The sequence below is a fragment of the Devosia subaequoris genome (assembly GCF_014197055.1).
Classification (GTDB): Bacteria; Pseudomonadota; Alphaproteobacteria; order Rhizobiales; family Devosiaceae; genus Devosia; species Devosia subaequoris.
The window spans coordinates 71580-87652 of record NZ_JACIEW010000009.1; the positions used below are offsets into that span (position 1 = coordinate 71580).

Here is a 16073-nt window from a genome sequence, read left to right on the forward strand (position 1 = left end):
TCATCTCCTTAGCCGATGCGGACGCGGCGGCGCACGCGCGAGGGAGCGGAGGCAGAAGAGACAGTCTGCTCGCGGCTCTCCTGGCGCAGCTCGGACAGCTTGGCGAAGCTCAGGCCAGTCTGAGCGTGATGCGCGGTCTTACCAGACCATTCCTGCCAGCGTTTCACGCCCACATCGACAAACTTGGGGTCGAGTTCGATGGCGTAGGCCCGGCGACCGGTCTTGGCAGCGGCGATGATCGTCGTGCCCGAGCCAGAAAAGGCGTCGAGAACAATGCCATTCCGCGGAGACACGTCGCGGATCGCATCTGCGATCATGGCCACATTCTTGGGGGTAGGGTGGAGCGCCAGCTCGTCGCGCATGGCGAACGAACCAGGATAAGACCAGACATTGGTGCGGTTACGACCAAACTTGCCCAACTGGACATTGTTAGTGCCCGACGCTTTGGGGTCGGCAAACACAAAGACAAGTTCGTGCTGGGAGCGATAGAGCGAGCCCATGCCCCCCACGCCCTTATCCCAGACGCACAGATTCTTCAGCACCAGCCCGGCGTTCTGACCGGCCGTGCTCATCTCCATCATGTGGCGCCAGTCCATGAAGCAATACTGGTAGGCCCCGGGAAGACTGAAGTCTTTGCTGGCCTTCAAGAAGCGGCTCAAGAACGGGACGAACTCGTCACCCAATTCGCCCGAGCCCATCACGAACTCAGTGTGCCGGCCTGAGCTCGAAACGTGGCCCTCGATCTTGACGTCATACGGAGCATCGTGGATGCCCATGTGAGCGCGCTCGCTCCCAAGGAGGGACTTGTAGGTTTCCTCCTCGAGCGAGTTGCCGCAGATCAGGCGATGGTCGCCAAGCAGCCAAAGGTCCCCAAGCTCAGAGATCACCCGCTCCCCCGTCGACAGCGTAACATCCGGGTCATCCGCCTGCGAGTTGTCGGCGTTGGAAATCAACTGGTCGACTTCGGGAGACGTGAAGCCGGTGATACTGAAATCGAAGTTGACCTCGACAGAGAGCTCCAACTCCAGCATGTCGTTGAATTCGATCGCAAGCAGGCTGTCGTCCCACTGAGACAATTCGGCGAGCTTGTTGAGAGCGATACGCAGCGCCTTTTTCGACGCTTCGTCGAGATGCTTCACGCGAACGACGGGGACGTGCTCACACCCGACCTTGATCGCGGCCTGAAGCAAGCCAGCGCCCGCAATGACGATGTTGTTCTCGTCTGCCACAAGAGGCTGTACCAGCCCGAAGGTGCGGACGGAATTCGCAAGCAGCTCGATTTGTTGTGGCGAGTGCTTTTTCAACTGCCTCTGATAGGGGCGAAGAGTAGCCACAGGGACTTGCTCGATGATCGGCAAGCAGTCCTTGTAAAGTGCTTCGAGTGAAGTCTTGGTATGGGATTGTTTGGCGTTACGCATCGAGCGCTCCTTGCAGCCAGAAACAACCACAGCCGGATGTACGGCGATGGCCCCGTCTGCCTCACGACAAACGAGAAGAGTTCCTTGTGCTGCTCCCTCAACGGGGTGCTGCTCGAGGTGGTGAAGTCATCAAGAAATGACGAGACGGACACCAGCAGGTTCGTGAAGATTTGTCAACTGCTTAGATCCGGCGCCCAAAATGCGAGCCCAACGGGAACAACAACGAACTGCGGTTTTCCCTGCAGATTTCCCTCAGGGCAAGGAAACCGCACCGGAGACGGGTTTAGATGTGGATGCGTGCACCACCAACCACTCCCTACGCAACCACGTGCTCTCGCGTGATGTGGGAAATGCAGCCACAATAAAAGGCTTAGCGGTTACCGGGCTCGAGTGAGCCGGTCTCCCCGACGAACTTAGCACAGCCATTTTGGCCGGTTTCTGCTGCTGTTCTCCCCGTGATTTCGTCTGCTTTCCGTCGGCTGAGGTCGGCGCACTTGGAGAACGGTTCGCAAAGGCAAGAGATGGGATTCGCCATGAATGCGCCCTGCACAGGCGGTCTTCCCGGCTCTTCGGACTGGACTTGTATCCAGCTTGGAGCGGTACTGGTGGCGCCACAAAGAGGTGCATCACCCCGCCGGTTTCTAGCATAGCAGGGTTTGGGTGGTGACAGGCTCAGTCGTCAAAACCTGGAGGTCGCGCCTTGGATCTGATCCAAACTGATTATCTGTCTAAGGCAGGTGCGGAGGAGATCGCAGCCGGTCCGCCGCATTCCCCGCCACCTGAGCATACTGGCTCCTCCTCACTTGAAGACGAGCGGAAAGAACGTTTGAGACACGACCTGGCGCAACTCGCGGAGCTGGACATCAACGGGCTGCGGGTACTGTGGCGGAAACGGCTCCGCACCGGACCACCAGACTTGCCCCGCTCCCTGTTGATGCGCCTGCTGGCCTACCGTCTGCAGGCAAAAGTGCATGGGGATCTTGATCGGGCCACTCAGCGCTACCTCGAGCGCATCCACCGTGAGACCATGCGCGAGCGGCAGGAAGGGACTCGCAAGGCCAAGGCTCCGCCGACTGTACCGCCCGTGCTCCGGCGGCGGCTTGGGCCGGGGACACTGCTGGTGCGGGAGTTCGGCAATGACGTGCACACTGTGACCGTCACCACGGCCGGGTTCCTCTGGCAAGGTGCTGAGTATCAGAGCCTGTCGGACATCGCCCGGCGGATTACTGGCACCCGCTGGAATGGCCCGCGGTTTTTCGGGTTGCGTGAAAAAGACACCAGCAACGCCGCGGCAGGGGAAGGGAAATGAGCGCGGCTTTAGCAAAACTTTTGCGCTGCGCCGTCTACACGCGTGTCTCCAGCGAATATGGTCTGGAGCAGGAGTTCAACTCGCTCGCTGCACAGCGGGAAGCATGTGAAGCGTATATCACCAGCCAGAAGCATGAGGGCTGGACGCTGGTGCCCACCGCTTTTGATGATGGTGGCTTTTCGGGGGGCTCGATGAATCGCCCGGCCCTGCAACAGCTGCTTGCTGCGATTGATGCGGGGGAAGTCGACATTGTGGTGGTCTACAAGGTGGATCGGCTGACGCGATCTCTCGCAGACTTCGCCAAGCTGGTGGAGCGCTTTGATGCTCGCCAGGTCTCCTTCGTGTCGGTGACCCAGAGTTTCAACACCACTTCCTCGATGGGACGGCTCACCCTCAATGTGCTGTTGTCCTTTGCTCAGTTTGAGCGAGAGGTCACCGGTGAGCGCATCCGGGACAAGATCGCTGCCAGCAAGAAGAAGGGGCTGCGCATGGGTGGCCCGGTGCCGCTTGGCTATGACACAGAAGACAAGAAGCTGGTGATCAACCCGGCGGAAGTAGAGACAATCCGCTTCATCTTCCGCCGCTATCTCGAGCTCAGGAGCCTGACCGGGCTCCTGAGAGAACTGCGGGAGCGGGGGCTCACCACCAAGATCAGCAAGCTGCGGGACGGCACCCAAAGAGGTGGGGTGCCGTTCAGCAAGGGGCCTCTGGCCTATCTTCTGCGCAACCGCGTTTACATTGGCGACGTCTGCCACAAGGGTCAGCACTATTCGGGTCATCACCCGCCGATCATTGCTCTGGAGCAGTTCGAGGCAGTTCAGACAGCGCTGAGCGAAGCTGCGCCCAGCAGCACGATGCGCATCAACACAAATGCGCTGCTTGCGGGTAAGCTGTTTGACGACAGAGGCTTCCGCATGACACCGACGACCGCCAACAAGGTTGGGGTGCGCTATCGCTACTACACGTCTTTCGCACTGCAGCAGGGTCGGCGAGAGGAGGCCGGGTCGGTTCCACGAGTATCCGCGCCAGCGATCGAGCAGGCAGTGCTGGAGCTAGTGCGAGAGCACTTGAGCAGCGCCAGCCAAAACCCTGAAGAAGTGACAGAGGACCCAGCTGAGCTCACTCCCGCAATCGCCAGGGTGATCGTTAGGCGAGACAGCCTGGAGGTGCACTATATTGCTTCCACTGGAGAGGAGGTAGCCATGAGCTGGCCATGGACCTCAACCAAGCGGAAAGCACGTCAGCAGGTGGTCGGCAGGAGTGGCGATCAAAGGTCGAACAGGCCAATTCGTGCCGAAACGCGGGCTCGCATGCTTGCAGGTATGGCCAAGGCTCGAAGCTGGCTGGACGAGGTCCTCGCCGGACGGGTCAAAGGGACGCATGAGATTGCCGAGCGTGAGGGGTGCAGCGAACGGTCCGCTCGGATGACGCTCAATCTTGCATTCCTGTCGCCCGAGGTCGTGAAGGCGGTGGTCGATGGCAGCATCTCGAATGGCATGACCGTGACCCAGCTCACGGAAGCTGAGATGGACTGGGACGAGCAGTCAGAGCTTCTTCGATGTAGCTGGAGCCCCCAACGCTGAGGTTCTGGTACAGAGAGTTCGAATCCCTTCCTCTCCGCCACTTGCCCCAGCGAAAGTGTTCTCCCGATCCGGCTGCGGCCGGATTTTTCCGTTGTTTTCGAGGGTTATGCGGGAGGGGCTGAGCACTGGCCCCCGCGCCGGGAGGCCCGGAAGCGGTCTCTCAGGGCCGATATTCTCTGGACTTTTTGAGAGCGTTCGCTAAGCGGTTCGACGTGAGTGGCATTAGCGAGATGGAACAGAAATCCAACTTGCTACCGCCTTTGAGCGGCCTCACTCGGAGTCACAGTCTGACATGCCTTGAGAGGCTTCCCAGTCGGCGTAATTGCGTCCGTCCGGGAGCTTCCAGAGGATCCGGCCATTGGCGCTCGCACCAATGACGGCCGCAGCGGCGGCAGAGGCAGACGTGAAGCTGTAGGCGCTTGTGAAGACAAGAAAATCGCCTTCCTCGCGGAGGACGTCCTTCTCGACAAGGGTGTTCCGGAGCGTGACCGTCCCTCTCGGTATCGTTCGCGTCGTCCGGACCCTTGCCTTCGAACCTGCTGTGACGACGAAATCCCCGGAGGGCCCAATCTCCATCTCTGCTGCGAAGCCCTCGCCTCGAAGAAGAACCGGGGGCTTTCATGGATTTCAGCCTCTGGCAGTTCTCGCCCTGCGATCTGCTCCGGCGCACGACCGCGGACTTCTCGAAAGAGATCCCAGCCGAGGGCTCCAACCAGCGTTTTTGTCTGATCCACGAACTCGTCCATGGCTGCGCGGTCGGGGAGTGGTAGCTTGCCCGCGTCGTCGGACGGCGTGCGCGTGTTTCCGATGCCGCCAGTCAGATCGCTTTGGTCTTCCGCGTCGTAGATCGCCAAAGCGTCCGCGAGGTTCTTTCCGACACCGTAGTAGTCGACGACGATACCGAAGCGCTTGGCCTCTCCCGCCGTCCGGTTGGTGCGAGCGATGGCTTGCAGTAGCTCGGCGCCCGAAATGGCCCGGTCGAGATACATCGCCTGTTCGACCTTGGCGTCAAAGCCGGTGAGCAGCTTGCTTTTCACCACCAGGATCGCGAGCGCGTCCTGGGACAGTGGCTTCTTGAAGCGTTCGATGCGCTGCTTCGTCTCCGAAACACTGCCTCAGGCCTTCAGATGTGGCAGGTCGTTGTGGTCCACAGATATGAGCGCCGCGAACTCGAGAGCCTTAATCGTGCCCAGATAGGGCAGCGCCGTTGAGAGGAACGCCACGTCGCCTCGCCGAACGCCTTGAGACCATGGAGAAAACCGATGACGCACAAAGGCGGATGCTGGAGGCGGCGGCGCGCCGCCCTCGTTCTCGCGACGATCTGGCTGAGCGGCTGCGCGACGGGCGCTTCTGACCTTGGCGGCCTCCGGGCGTGTCCGCCGGTCCCCGAGTATAGCCGTGAGTTCCAAGCTCGGGCGGCCGAGGAACTGGCCCTGCTGCCGCATGGTTCGGTCATTGGCGAGATGCTGAGCGACTACGCCGTGATGCGGGAGCAGGCGCGCCTGTATTCTCGTCCCTGATCAGAGCGGGTGCATGTCCAGCTTCAAAGTCACGCGGCAGCGTAGCTGGTGAAGACTTCGGTCGATCCATCGCCTCGGATGAGGAACACGTCGTAGGCTTCGCGCTCGCTTTCCGGCCCCATCCCGGGCGAACCATAGGGCATGCCCGGCACTGCGAGGCCAATAGCGTCAGGGTGTTCCTCCAGCAGACGGCGAATGTCGGCAACAGGCACGTGGCCCTCGATCATGTAGCCATCCACGCGACCCGTATGGCAGGAAGCCATCTCCTGCGGGATGCCGCTGTCGAACTTGTAGCGCATCAGAAGCGTTCCGGCGCTCGCCTCCGTCGTGACGACGAAGCCATCGTTTTCGAGGATATCGATCCAGGCCGAGCAGCAGCCGCAGTTGGGGTCCTTCATCACGTGGATCGCCGGTCCGGCGCCTTGCGCCAGAGCCCTCAAGGGCGACGCAGCCACCAGCGCAGCTGCGCCGACCAGAAGCGTGCGGCGGGAAAAAGTGTCTTGGTTCATCTCATCTTCCTTTCGAGATTGATGGGCGGACTGACAGGTCAGAGATCGACCCGCCTGAGCCGTAGGGCATTGGTGATTACAGAGACCGACGACAGGCTCATCGCCGCCGCGGCGATCATCGGCGAGAGCAGCAGGCCGGTGACGGGGTAGAGCAGCCCGGCCGCGATGGGGACGCCAAGGGCGTTGTAGGCGAAGGCGAAGAACAGGTTCTGCTTGATGTTGCGCAGGGTGGCGCGGGCCAGCTTGCGCGCCCGCACGATGCCCATCAAGTCGCCGCCTAACAAAGTAATGCCAGCGCTTTCCATCGCAACATCGGCCCCGGTGCCCATGGCGATGCCGACATCGGCGGCGGCCAGCGCGGGCGCGTCGTTTACCCCGTCGCCCGCCATGGCGATCTTGTGGCCGTCGCGGCGCAACTGGTCGATCAGGTCCTTCTTGGCCTCGGGCAGGATGCCTGCGCGTACCTCGTCGATGCCGAGCTTGCCCGCCACCGCCTGCGCCGTGCGTTCGTTGTCGCCGGTCGCCATGATCACCCTTAGCCCTTGGGCATGAAGTTCCCGAATGGCCTGCGCGGTACTCTCCTTGATCGGGTCGGCGACCGCCACGATGCCGACGAGCGCGCCGTCAAGCGCGACGAACATCGCCGTCTTGCCCTCGGCGCGCAGGGTGTCGGCCTTTGACTCGGCCTGCGCGGTGTCGAGCCCCATCTCCCGCATCATCGCCGCGTTGCCTAGCGCCACCGCGCGCCCACCGACCCGGCCCTGTACGCCCTTGCCAGTGACGGCGTCGAAGTCCGTGGCCTCCTGACGCGGCGCACCCTGCGCCTCGGCTCCCTCGACAATCGCCTCAGCCAGCGGGTGTTCCGAGCCACGCTCCAGCGCTGCGGCCAGCGACAACAGGTCGGTCTCGGTGACGTCCCCGAGCGCAACCGTATCGGTCAGCTTCGGCTTGCCCATGGTCAGCGTGCCGGTCTTGTCGACGATGAGCGTATCGACTCCTGCCATTCGCTCCAGCGCCTCGGCGTCCTTGATCAGCACGCCCGCCTGTGCGCCGCGCCCCGCCGCCGTGGTGATGGAGATCGGTGTCGCCAGCCCCAGCGCGCAGGGGCAGGCGATGATGAGGACCGACACGGCCGAGGCGATTGCGAAGACCAGCGCGGGCTCCGGGCCGAAGATCATCCAGACCACGAAGGCGACGATGGCGATGACCACCACCGTCGGCACGAATACCGCCGACACCCGGTCGGCCAGCCCCTGGATCGGCGCGCGGGACCGCCGCGCGTTCGACACCATCGCCACGATCTGCGCCAGCACGGTATCGGACCCGACCTTGCCTGCCTCCATGACCAGAGAGCCGTTCTTGTTGATCGTGGCGCCGGTCACCTCATCCCCCGGTCCCTTTTCCACCGGCATTGACTCGCCGGTCAGCATGCTTTCGTCCAGCGACGAGCGGCCCTCGATCACCGTGCCGTCGACCGGAACGGCGTCGCCGGGACGGACCCGCAGCCGGTCGCCCTCCATGATGTTCTCCAGCGGCGCATCGTATTCAGTGCCGTCCGGCAGGATGCGCCGCGCGGTCTTCGGCGCCAGATCCAGAAGCGCGCGGATCGCATCCCCGGTGCGTTCTCGCGCTCGGAGTTCCAGCACCTGGCCCACGAAGACCAACGCGACGATCACCACCGCCGCCTCGAAATAGGTGCCGACGCCGTGGCCCATCCGGTACTGTTCCGGAAACACCCCCGGCAGGAACGTCGCGACGAGCGAGTAAAGGTAGGCCGCCGCCACGCCGATGCTGATCAGCGTCCACATGTTTGGGCTGCGGTTCACAATGGAGTCCCAGCCGCGTCGGAAGAAAGGCAAGGCGGCCCAAAGGATGATCGGCGTTGCCAGCACGAACTCGAGATAACTTGCGGTCTGATGCCCGATCCACTCGCGCACTGGCAGCGCGACCAGTTCACCCATCGTCAGGATGATGAGCGGCACCGCCGCCGCCGCCGAAATCCACATCCGACGCGTGAAGTCGGTCAGCTCCTCGCTCGGCTCATCCGAGGGCACCATCGGCTCCAGTGCCATGCCGCAGATCGGGCAGGACCCCGGTGCATCGCGAACGATTTCGGGATGCATCGGGCAGGTGTACTGGACGTTGGCCGGAGCAGCCTTCTTCTGCCCGGCCGCCCGGCCCGAGGCGTAGAACCAGGGATCGGCATTGAACTTCGTCTGGCACTTCTCCGAGCAGAAATGAAAGGTCTCGCCCTGGAACTCGGCGTGACGCCCGTCCGGCTTGACCGCGACCGTCATCCCGCAGACCGGGTCCTTTGCGGTATTCGCCCCCGCCGGAATGTCGGGCGCCGCGTGATGGTGATCGTGCTCCATAGTCTGCCAGCCTTTCGATCTCTTGTTTCAGCTTGCCGCTTCCAGCCGTTGGAAGCTCAAGCTCTTTTCAATGGTGGTCGTGAGCGCCTTCCAGGGCGGGATTCCGTGCGAGGAAGATTCCGACGAACAGGAACACCAGCGCCATGCCGATCGCACCCAGGACGACGATCAAGGGGTCGGACTGCCATTTCATCGCGGCGAAGGCGGCCAGCACCACGGCATCAAGTGCGATTGCCGTCAGCAACACCCAGCCCCGAGCGCCGATTTCTTCGCGCAGATGCCGGAACACGCCGAAGTGGATGATCATGTCCATCACCAGATAGAAGAAGGCCCCGAGCGAGGCGATGCGGCTGAGGTCGAAGAAGACCGTCAGGAAGCCTGCGATCACGACGGTGTAGACGAGTGTGTGGTCCTTGATCGTGCCTGGCATCCCGAAATGGCTGTGCGGGATCATCTTCATGTCCGTCAGCATCGCCAGCATCCGCGAGACGGCAAACACGCTGGCGATCAGGCCCGAGGCAGTTGCCACCAGCGCCAGCGCCACCGTCAGGTAGAAGCCGGTTTGCCCGAGGGCTGGTTGGGCCGCTTCAGCCAGCGCGTAGTCCTTCGCCGCCACGATGCGATCGAGCGGCAGGCTGGAGCCGACCGCGAATGCGACCAGCAGGTAGACGACGACGCAGATGGCGATGGACAGGACTATGGCCCGGCCCACGTTCCGATGCGGATTGGTCACCTCGGCGCCGCTGTTGGTGATGGTCGTGAACCCCTTGAAGGCGAGAATGGACAGCGCGACCGATGCCACGAACCCACCCGCACGAAAATCTCCGCCCGACGCTTCGAACGAGATGCCGCTGGCCCACAGACCGGCCGCCCCGAACAGCGCAATGCCGCCCACCTTGAGAATGGCCATGATAATAGACAGCAGCCCGACTGACCGGTTGCCAGAGACGTTCACGAGATAGGCGAAGACGATCAGCCCCACGCCGAGGACCGGCACGAGAATGCTGTCCGGATCGCCGCCGAAGGCTCGCAGGGTGTAGGTTCCGAAGGTGCGAGCGACGAGGCTTTCGTTGATGACCATCGACAGCGCCATCAGGAGAGCTGCGCCCGCCGCGACCGTCGTCGGTCCGTAGGCTTTCTTCAGGATCATCCCGATGCCGCCCGCAGACGGGTATGCGTTCGACATCTTGATATAGGTGTAGGCGCTGAACGCGGTCACGATGGCGCCCACGATGAACGAGAGCGGGAAGAGCGGCCCGGCAAGCTCGGCGATCTGGCCGGTCAAGGCGAAGATGCCCGCGCCGATCATTACGCCGGTTCCCATGGCCACAGCACCCGGGAGAGTAATGCTGTTCTTATCGTAATCGCTTTTCGTCATGGATTTTCCTTTTCAGGCTTTTGCCGCAGCGCCACCCAGAGCAGCGGCAGCCCCGTCACAAGCCCGAGTCCCAGCACCGCCCATGTCGCGCGGCCGAGGTCTCCGCTAACCGCCTCACCGCCGAAATGGGCCAGCAGGAAGCTTGCCGGTATGATCCCCGCCAGAGTTGCCAAGGCGAAACGCCAGGCGTGCAATCGGCTCAGTCCGGCCGCGTAGCTGATCATGTCGAAGGACACGAAGGGCATCAGGCGGCTGGCAAAAACCGTCGCTGTCAACGCGGTCTGCGAGCCGAGAAGCCCGGCATCGACGCGATCACCGAACACCCGCCGCAAGACATCATGCCCCAGAACCCGTGCGAGACCGAAGGCGATCAGCGCCCCGAGCTCGGCGCCGATGACAACCTGCACGGTTCCCCAGAGATGTCCGTAGGCCGCTCCGGCCGCCAGTGCGATCGGCGCGCTCGGGATTGGGCTGGCCACGACCGCGATGGTCATAAGCGTGACGATCAGGACCGGCCCCCAGAGACCCGCACGCGCCACCAGCGTTTCCAGACGCTCGGGCTCCAGGAGGCTGCGCGCCTCGGCGAACACCGAAGGCGCGAACTGCCAGACAGCGAGCAGTCCGATGCCGAGGATCGCAAGGCCCGCGAGAATGGTGACGCGCAGGCTCATCTCAGACCGCCGCGACGGCCTTCGCCAAGAGGTCGCGCACCTCGCCCGCCACGGCCGTCAGTTCGGCGTTCTCAATCGCCTGCATCGACGCCACAGGATCGATGGCGCTGACTTCCACGCCACCGTCGACCTCGCGCAGGATGACGTTGCAGGGCAGCATCGCGCCCACACGCGGTTCGATCCCGATCGCCTGATGCGCCATCTTCGGGTTGCAGGCGCCGAGGATGCGGTAGGCGGGCATCTCGACATCTAGCTTCTTCTTCATCGTCGCCTTGACGTCGATCTCGGTCAGAACGCCGAAGCCGTGATCGGCCAGCGCCTTTCGCGCCCGAGCGTCGACATCGTCGATCCCCGAGCCAGAGATCATTCGATTGATCGTGTAAGCCATTGAACTGCAATCCTTGTATTTTGGGGTTCGAAGCTGCTGACTTGGCAAATTGGCACGGAAATCGGCCTTGCGAAGCAAAATCAGAGCATTCGTTCTACCGTCAACTCGCGCGCAGCTTCGTTGCATGCTAGAATGTTTTTGCGCTGCCGTCTTGTCATGGATCATGGTCTGCGCACCGCTTTCCAGATTTATAGTTGTCCAGAGATGGCGGAATCCACTGCCATGCGAGAGGTGTGACGAGATGAAACTCCGGAATTGGGCAATTGCCCCGACTACGGCAAGTGCACTCTGCTTTGCCGCAACGTCAGTGATGGCACAGGTGGGAGAAATCCCCGGGCGCGACGGCCGCTTATATTATGGTCATGACATGATGTGGGGTGGCAGCCAATGGGGGGGCTTTGGAATGGTACTTGGACCGATCTTCATGATCCTGATCGTGGTCGGGATCGTTGCTGGGATCATCTATCTCCTGCGCCTGTTCGGCGCAGCCGGGCCCGCCGTCGGCGGCCATGCCACACATGATCGTGCCATGACGCTTTTGAAAGAGCGCTACGCCAAGGGCGAAATCGACTCGACCGAGTTCACTGAACGCAAAAAGCTGCTGGAAGAGTAATCTGAGGCGCGTCGAGCGCAGGCAATCACGGCCCACGGTCCTCGGCCTCCTGATGCAACTTGGCGCGCCAAGGAACCCTCGGCCGCCACAAATGGGTTTGCCAGCCAAGACCCCGAAAGAATAAAATGAAAAGACGCCACTTCCTGACTTCGACCTCCGCAGCGATCCTGACCGCTGGCGTCCTTTCCCAATCGTCCGTCCGGCATGCCTTCGCGCAGGGACAGACACCGCGAACGCGCCTTGCCATGCCACCGCTTCTCGATACGCGGGAGACGGGGCGAGTGGCGCTGACGGCAACGCCGGGGAGCACCGCCTTTGGCGGTGGCGCCAGCACACCCACCGCCGGATATAATCAGGGCTATCTGGGGCCGACCGTTGTGATGCAAAACGGCGATCTGGCCGCCGAAGTTCAGAATAACCTTGATGAAGCCATCACAACGCATTGGCATGGCCTTCTGGTGCCCGGAGAGCATGATGGCGGACCACAACAAGCGATAGAACCAGGTGCGTCATGGACCCCGGACCTGACCATCGCGCAGGACCCGGCAACCGTCTGGTATCATACGCACATGCACGGACGAATTCCCGAACAGGTCTATTTCGGGCTGGCCGGAGTCATCCATCTGACCGACGGGCAGGATGACGCCCGTGGCCTGCCTTCAACATATGGGATCGATGATCTGACGCTTGTTTTGCAGGATCGTCGGTTCGATCGCTCCGGACGCATGATCTATGACCCATCCATGATGGACATCATGCATGGGTTTGCCGGAAACCGGATGCTTATCAATGGTCAGGCCGGCGCGACTGCGGTCGTGCCTGAGGGGATTGTCCGCCTGCGCCTGCTCAACGGCTCGAATGCACGGATCTACACGCTGTTCATGGACGACACGCGGCCCATGCACCTGGTGGCGACGGACGGCGGCTTTCTGCCTGCTCCAGTTGCCCTGGATGCGCTGCGTCTTTCACCCGGAGAACGGGCCGAAGTGCTTGTCGATTTCTCGTCGGGTGGCGCGCCGGTGCTGATGAGCGATCCGGGCCAGGCCTATGGCGTCCTTCAGTTCGCCACCGACTCCACGCTGTCCGCACGGATAACCCACCTGCCAGACCAGTTGGACGGTGCGCCCGAGGACTTGTCCGGAGCCGAAGCCGTGACGCGGCAGGTCTCGCTCGACATGGGCATGGGGGGCATGATGATGGGCGGCGGTGGCTTTGCCATCAACGGGCGTCCCTTTGACATGCGGCGGATCGATTTCGAAGTCGCGCTCGGATCGGTCGAACGCTGGCAGATCCGCAGCACCATGGTCGCGCATCCGTTCCACGTCCACGGCGTCCGCTTTCGGGTGATTACCGAGAACGGCGGCCCCCCGCGGCCCGAGAACACCGGCTGGAAAGACACTGTGCTGGTACCTGGCGAGGCCGAGATCCTCGCCCGGTTCGACCAGCCCGCCAGCCGCGAGACACCGTTCATGTTTCACTGCCACATCCTCGAACATGAGGATGCGGGCATGATGGGGCAGTTCACTGTCACCTGACGCCTGCTCCGCATCAGCAGTCGTGGTCGACCGATGCAGCGGCTTTGTTCGGAAGATGAGTTGAGATTTATTATATTTCAATAAGTTAGTGTGGAGAAGGTTCGACGTCAGGCCCATCCCCTCCGCCACTATCACCCTTTCGAACTCGTTTAGGCCGCCCGTCCGAGCCGATATTTCTCCCGTTTTCAAAGGGGTTCGCCGGGTGGGGCGAACCGCTGAGACGCGGACGCAGAGCGATTTCCGTCTCTGAGTGGCCTCTCGTCTCTGGTCGGGCGAACCGCGCCGAATCCGGTTCGGTTGAAATTTTCCTCGCCTTTCCAATGGTCTGACTCTCGACGCCGCCAAAAACTGCGAGCCTTGGTTCCATCGCTATCGAGCGAAACAGAGACCGAACATGCAGGAGGCGTAGCCAATGGGTGCGCTGGCTGAGTGCCGCGAGGCAATGAGAGTGTAAGCGTGGTACGCGGACTGAGACCGCTGATAACACCCTCATTGAGCCCATCTTCGTCGCAACCTTCTGCTTTCATCGAGGCTGCTGGCGAGCTCGATCAATTGGCGGAAGATCTTCTCGAAGGTGTCGCAGTCACTCCTCCGATTGAAGATCGGCAGTGATCGCCTCGTGAATGTGGCGGCATGGTCAGGGAATCCGTCCGCCGAGCGGGCACGCTCTGTTCCAGCCGGCCTCATTGAAGCCTTATCTCATGTCACGTTGGAGCGGTATTTTTGAGCTTTGACGCGGCCGCTTTGTCCAAATGCACAGACGTGGAAGCGTGGGTTTGAACGATAGACGCTGGGGCCATGATGTCGACGGGGCCTTCCAGGCAACGCGCGACGGCCTCCGCCTTGCGCGCGTCGGGCACCGTCAAGATAATGGATTTGGACTTCAGGATTTGCCGCACCGACATCGATACGGCGCGGCGCGGCACCGCATCCAGGCTTTCGAACCAACCTTCGCCGTACTGCTGCTGGCGACAGGCCGCATCCAGCTCGACATTGATGTAGGGCGCTTCCGTCTCGAAGTCGGCTGGAGGATCGTTGAAGGCCAGGTGACCGTTTTCGCCGATACCCGCGAAGCAGACATCAATTGGGCTTTGCGCAATAAGCGCCGAGACGCGCGCTATTTCGGCATCGATATCGGCGGCTTCGCCGTCAATTAGCGTAAATTCTTTGAAAGCCGGCACCTTGGCGATGACCCGCTCAGTCAGATAGCGACGGAAGCTGGCTGGGTGGCTCAACGGCAGACCGATATACTCATCCAGATGGAAGGCTCTGATTTTGCTGAAGTCGATATCCGACTTCACCAGCACTTCGAGCACGCCAAACTGGCTGGCCCCGGTGGCCAGAATCACGTTTGCTTCGCCCCTTTCTGCCAAAGCGGCCTGAATAGTCGCGATTCCCTCCGCTGCCGCGGATTGAGCCATGCTTTCGGTGCTGTCATGAATGTGGATCCGCACAATGTCTCTCCCCAAAGATTTTGATAAACGTAAGCATGTTTGTAGAGTTACGCAACCGGTTGCATAGCGAAGATGCAAATGAATGTTTGTCTGATTTGTAGGTGACCATGCTTTGGGTACCCCAGAAGGTGTCGCCGTTGACAATTCCGCCGGCAATGTTACGGGAAGGCTTGGATAGGGGGCAGGCTGGTGGACAACAAGCGCGGTCGCGTAACCATCCGAGAGGTGGCGGAAGCGGCAGGGGTCGATCGCTCGACTGTGTCCCGGGCATTTACTCGGCCGCAGATGATCCGCCCGGAAACAACAGAACACGTTCTGGCTGTCGCCGAGCGGATGGGCTATTCGCCCAACCGGCTTGCCAGAGCGCTCTCGACAGGACGTGCAGCCAATTTGGCATTAGTTGTGCACGACCTCACCAACCCTTTCATTCCACGCCTGATCATGGGGGTTCAGCGGGAGGCCGATCGCGCCGGCTATTGCATTTTCATCGGTAATGCAGACGAAAACCCGCGTGACGAAGAGCGGTTGTTGTCGCGGTTTGTCAGTCAGGTTGAGGGGACCATTCTCGTTGCCTCGCGCCTTGACTCGGACAGAGTTGAGGACTTTGCCCGTATGGGGCCGGTAATCCTCGTCAATCGCGACCTCGAAGGACTACCCCGGGTGCTGGTCGACTATACTCGCGGTTTCGGCGAGGCCGTCCGACACCTGACCGGCCTCGGACATCGTCGGATCGCTTATGTGGGGGGGCCCGAAAGCAGTTGGTCCAATACCGTCCGACTTGAAGCCGTGCGGGAGGCGGTGAACACCGCAGGCGCTGAACTTGTGCTGCTACCTGCCGGCAAAGCCAGTTTCCATGCCGGACTAAACATGACGGACGAAATCGTCAGCTCTGATACCACGGCTGCAATCGCCTTTGACGACATCCTCGCCCAAGGCATCCTGGCTGGACTCCATGCCCGCGGGGTGGAGGTCCCTCGCCAGTATTCACTCATCGGATGCGACGACATTCTGGGCGACATGACCCACCCGGCGCTGACGTCCATCACCACCCGGGCCGAGGAAACCGGTGCGGCGGCCTTCCGGCTAATGGTCGAACGCATTACAGCACCTGACAGCGTTCCCGAACGTCATTTCCTGACCTCCGATCTGGTTCTCCGTAGTACAACCGGACCAGCGCCAGACAAAAGCCCGCGCATCGTCTCCTAGCACCCTCTTCGACAGCAAAACTCGACCGGCAAGTTTCCTCGGTCAAAGATACCACCACCAAGCTGTGTTGACATGCAACCGATTGCATGTACTCCTTATGAGGCAAATTGGCGGAGG

At 61.6% G+C, this 16073-nt stretch carries 15 protein-coding genes and 1 pseudogene; 7 read left to right on the forward strand and 9 right to left on the reverse strand.

Annotated elements, in window-relative coordinates:
• Positions 1-8 precede the first annotated feature (8 nt).
• Positions 9-1358 carry a site-specific DNA-methyltransferase gene (locus GGR20_RS15995; RefSeq protein WP_183312377.1) on the reverse strand — a complete coding sequence of 450 codons (1350 nt, stop codon included), beginning with the start codon at positions 1356-1358 and terminating at the stop codon, positions 9-11.
• Positions 1359-2118: 760 nt separating this feature from the next.
• Here GGR20_RS15995 and GGR20_RS16000 point away from each other — a divergent pair.
• Both GGR20_RS16000 and GGR20_RS16005 read left to right on the forward strand, forming a co-directional pair.
• Positions 2119-2727, forward strand: a complete 609-nt coding sequence (locus GGR20_RS16000; RefSeq protein WP_246349681.1) for a DUF2924 domain-containing protein — start codon at positions 2119-2121, stop codon at positions 2725-2727.
• Positions 2724-4310, forward strand: coding sequence for a recombinase family protein (locus tag GGR20_RS16005; protein ID WP_183312378.1), 1587 nt, complete (start codon positions 2724-2726; stop codon positions 4308-4310). The genes GGR20_RS16000 and GGR20_RS16005 overlap by 4 nt, the downstream gene beginning before the upstream one ends.
• A gap of 270 nt (positions 4311-4580) precedes the next feature.
• Here GGR20_RS16005 and GGR20_RS19285 read toward each other — a convergent pair whose 3' ends face one another.
• Complete coding sequence (locus tag GGR20_RS19285) at positions 4581-4886, reverse strand: DUF4357 domain-containing protein (protein ID WP_210283223.1); 306 nt, start codon at positions 4884-4886, stop codon at positions 4581-4583.
• Between the two features lie 44 nt (positions 4887-4930).
• On the opposite strand from GGR20_RS19285, the gene GGR20_RS18490 reads away from it, so the two are divergent.
• On the forward strand, positions 4931-5080 hold the full coding sequence (locus GGR20_RS18490; protein WP_210283224.1) for a hypothetical protein: 150 nt from the start codon (positions 4931-4933) through the stop codon (positions 5078-5080).
• 126 nt (positions 5081-5206) lie between these two features.
• On the opposite strand, the pseudogene GGR20_RS19290 reads toward GGR20_RS18490, so the two are convergent.
• A pseudogene (locus GGR20_RS19290) lies at positions 5207-5398 on the reverse strand (type I restriction enzyme subunit R domain-containing protein); the annotation flags it as partial.
• Between the two features lie 119 nt (positions 5399-5517).
• On the opposite strand from GGR20_RS19290, the gene GGR20_RS16015 reads away from it, so the two are divergent.
• Entirely contained in the window at positions 5518-5664 is a 147-nt protein-coding gene (locus GGR20_RS16015) for a hypothetical protein (protein WP_183312445.1), read from the forward strand.
• 195 nt (positions 5665-5859) lie between these two features.
• On the opposite strand, the gene GGR20_RS16020 is transcribed toward GGR20_RS16015, so the two are convergent.
• The 5 genes from GGR20_RS16020 to GGR20_RS16040 all read right to left on the reverse strand — a co-directional run bounded on the left by GGR20_RS16020 (position 5860) and on the right by GGR20_RS16040 (position 11148).
• A complete protein-coding gene (locus tag GGR20_RS16020; protein ID WP_183312379.1) occupies positions 5860-6339 on the reverse strand; it encodes a DUF411 domain-containing protein in 480 nt (159 codons plus the stop codon).
• Positions 6340-6377: 38 nt separating this feature from the next.
• Complete coding sequence (locus GGR20_RS16025) at positions 6378-8711, reverse strand: heavy metal translocating P-type ATPase (RefSeq protein ID WP_183312380.1); 2334 nt, start codon at positions 8709-8711, stop codon at positions 6378-6380.
• 67 nt (positions 8712-8778) lie between these two features.
• Positions 8779-10089, reverse strand: coding sequence for an APC family permease (locus tag GGR20_RS16030; RefSeq protein WP_183312381.1), 1311 nt, complete (start codon positions 10087-10089; stop codon positions 8779-8781).
• Positions 10086-10760: a TVP38/TMEM64 family protein gene (locus GGR20_RS16035; RefSeq protein WP_183312382.1), complete on the reverse strand. Its 675-nt coding sequence runs from the start codon at positions 10758-10760 to the stop codon at positions 10086-10088. The genes GGR20_RS16030 and GGR20_RS16035 overlap by 4 nt, the downstream gene beginning before the upstream one ends.
• Position 10761: 1 nt before the next feature.
• Positions 10762-11148 carry a DUF302 domain-containing protein gene (locus tag GGR20_RS16040; protein WP_183312383.1) on the reverse strand — a complete coding sequence of 129 codons (387 nt, stop codon included), beginning with the start codon at positions 11146-11148 and terminating at the stop codon, positions 10762-10764.
• Between the two features lie 241 nt (positions 11149-11389).
• Between GGR20_RS16040 and GGR20_RS16045 the strand changes: the two genes are divergently transcribed.
• Together GGR20_RS16045 and GGR20_RS16050 are read left to right on the forward strand one after the other, a co-directional pair.
• Positions 11390-11761, forward strand: coding sequence for an SHOCT domain-containing protein (locus GGR20_RS16045; protein ID WP_183312384.1), 372 nt, complete (start codon positions 11390-11392; stop codon positions 11759-11761).
• A gap of 125 nt (positions 11762-11886) precedes the next feature.
• Positions 11887-13296, forward strand: a complete 1410-nt coding sequence (locus GGR20_RS16050) for a multicopper oxidase domain-containing protein (protein ID WP_183312385.1) — start codon at positions 11887-11889, stop codon at positions 13294-13296.
• A gap of 704 nt (positions 13297-14000) precedes the next feature.
• On the opposite strand, the gene GGR20_RS16055 is transcribed toward GGR20_RS16050, so the two are convergent.
• The gene (locus GGR20_RS16055) at positions 14001-14750 is read right to left on the reverse strand and encodes a glucosamine-6-phosphate deaminase (RefSeq protein WP_338084935.1); all 750 of its coding nucleotides are present in this window, start codon (positions 14748-14750) and stop codon (positions 14001-14003) included.
• 189 nt (positions 14751-14939) lie between these two features.
• On the opposite strand from GGR20_RS16055, the gene GGR20_RS16060 reads away from it, so the two are divergent.
• Complete coding sequence (locus GGR20_RS16060; RefSeq protein WP_253560345.1) at positions 14940-15956, forward strand: substrate-binding domain-containing protein; 1017 nt, start codon at positions 14940-14942, stop codon at positions 15954-15956.
• The last annotated feature ends 117 nt before the right edge of the window (positions 15957-16073 follow it).